Source organism: Mesorhizobium sp. M5C.F.Ca.IN.020.29.1.1 (assembly GCF_003997375.1).
Classification (GTDB): domain Bacteria; phylum Pseudomonadota; class Alphaproteobacteria; order Rhizobiales; family Rhizobiaceae; genus Mesorhizobium; species Mesorhizobium wenxiniae.
On record NZ_RZSW01000890.1, the window covers coordinates 1 to 1,690 of the forward strand.

1 protein-coding gene is annotated in these 1,690 nt (G+C 64.6%); it reads left to right on the forward strand.

Translation table 11 applies throughout. The features are described 5' to 3' along the window. Positions 1-122 precede the first annotated feature (122 nt). Positions 123-1,690: cobaltochelatase subunit CobT (gene cobT, locus EOA85_RS34675; RefSeq protein WP_127212681.1), on the forward strand; the 1,568-nt coding region annotated here is incomplete at its 3' end.

The window sequence follows — 1,690 nt, forward strand, 5'->3', positions numbered from 1 at the left end:
GTCTGTGGAGACATGCATATGACAGCGGGAAAGGAGGCTACTTTACGATCTCGGTGGAAGAGGTTGTCGGCCACCTTCGCGCTCAATTTGGCCAGCAGCCGGCAGCAAAATAGAGATGTATGATGGCGGGTCCGGGCGACAACACGCGCAACAAGTCGAAGACGGGTTCTGAAGCTGACAGCTTCAAGCGCGCCGTCACCGTCTGCATGCGCGCGATTGCCGGCGACAAGGACCTCGAAGTCGGTTTCGCCAAGGATCGGCCGGCGCTGGCCGGCAGCCGCGCCCGGCTGCCTGAACTTCCGAAAAAAGCGTCGAAGGCCGATATCGCAGTCACCCGCGGGCTCGGCGATTCCATGGCGTTGAAGCGCGCCTGTCACGACACGCGCATCCACACTCGGCTGGCGCCGGAAGGCAAGCAGGCCCGCGCCATCTACGATGCGGTCGAGCAGGCCCGCGTCGAGGCGATCGGCTCCCGCGCCATGCAAGGTGTGGCCGACAATATCGGCTCGATGCTCGAGGACAAATACGCCAGAGCGAACCTTATCGACGTCAAGGACAAGGCCGACGCGCCGATCGAGGAAGCGCTAGCCTTGATGGTGCGTGAAAAGCTGACCGGCCGCACCGTGCCAAAGAGCGGCGAGCGGCTGGTCGACCTCTGGCGTCCGTGGGTCGAGGAGAAGGCCAGCGCCGATCTCAACGGGCTGTCGGCCAAGCTCGACGACCAGCAGGCTTTCGCCCGTGTCGTGCGCGAGATGCTGGCTTCCATGGAAATGGCCGAGGAACTCGGCGACGACCAGGAGACGGAAGACTCAGAGGACAACGACGACAACCAGCCGCAGGGCGAGGAGCAGAGTGAGGAGGGCGGCGAGGATGATTCCGGCTCCGAGCAATCGCAGTCCGACGACACCGAAGCGTCGTCCGACGACGAGCAATCGGCCGAGACGGAGGCATCCGATGCCACCGCCGACGACCTGTCCGACGATGACGACGCCGATGCCGAGACGCCCGGCGAGGCGCGCCGCAACGACAATCCCTTCACCAATCTGTCGAAGGAGATCGACTACAAGGTCTTCACCACCGCCTTCGACGAGACGGTGGGTGCGGAGGACCTGTGCGAAGAGGAAGAGCTGGATCGGCTGCGGGCCTTTCTCGACAAGCAACTTGCCAACCTTTCCGGCGTCGTCGGCCGGCTGGCCAACCGGCTGCAGCGCCGCCTGATGGCGCAGCAGAACCGGTCCTGGGATTTCGATCTCGAAGAGGGTTATCTCGATCCGGCGCGGCTGGTGCGCGTCGTCATCGATCCGATGCAGCCGCTGTCCTTCAAGCAGGAACGTGACACCAAATTCCGCGACACGGTGGTGACGCTGGTGCTCGACAATTCGGGCTCGATGCGCGGCCGGCCGATCACGGTCGCCGCCACCTGCGCCGACATTCTGGCGCGCACGCTGGAACGCTGCGGCGTCTCGGTCGAGATCCTCGGCTTCACCACCCGCGCCTGGAAGGGCGGGCAAGCACGCGAGAAATGGCTGAAGGAAGGCAAGCCGCCGAATCCCGGCCGGCTCAACGACCTGCGCCACATCATCTACAAATCCGCCGACCATCCGTGGCGACGGGCGCGCCGCAATCTCGGGCTGATGATGCGCGAGGGCCTGCTCAAGGAAAATATCGACGGCGAGGCGCTGCTGTGGGC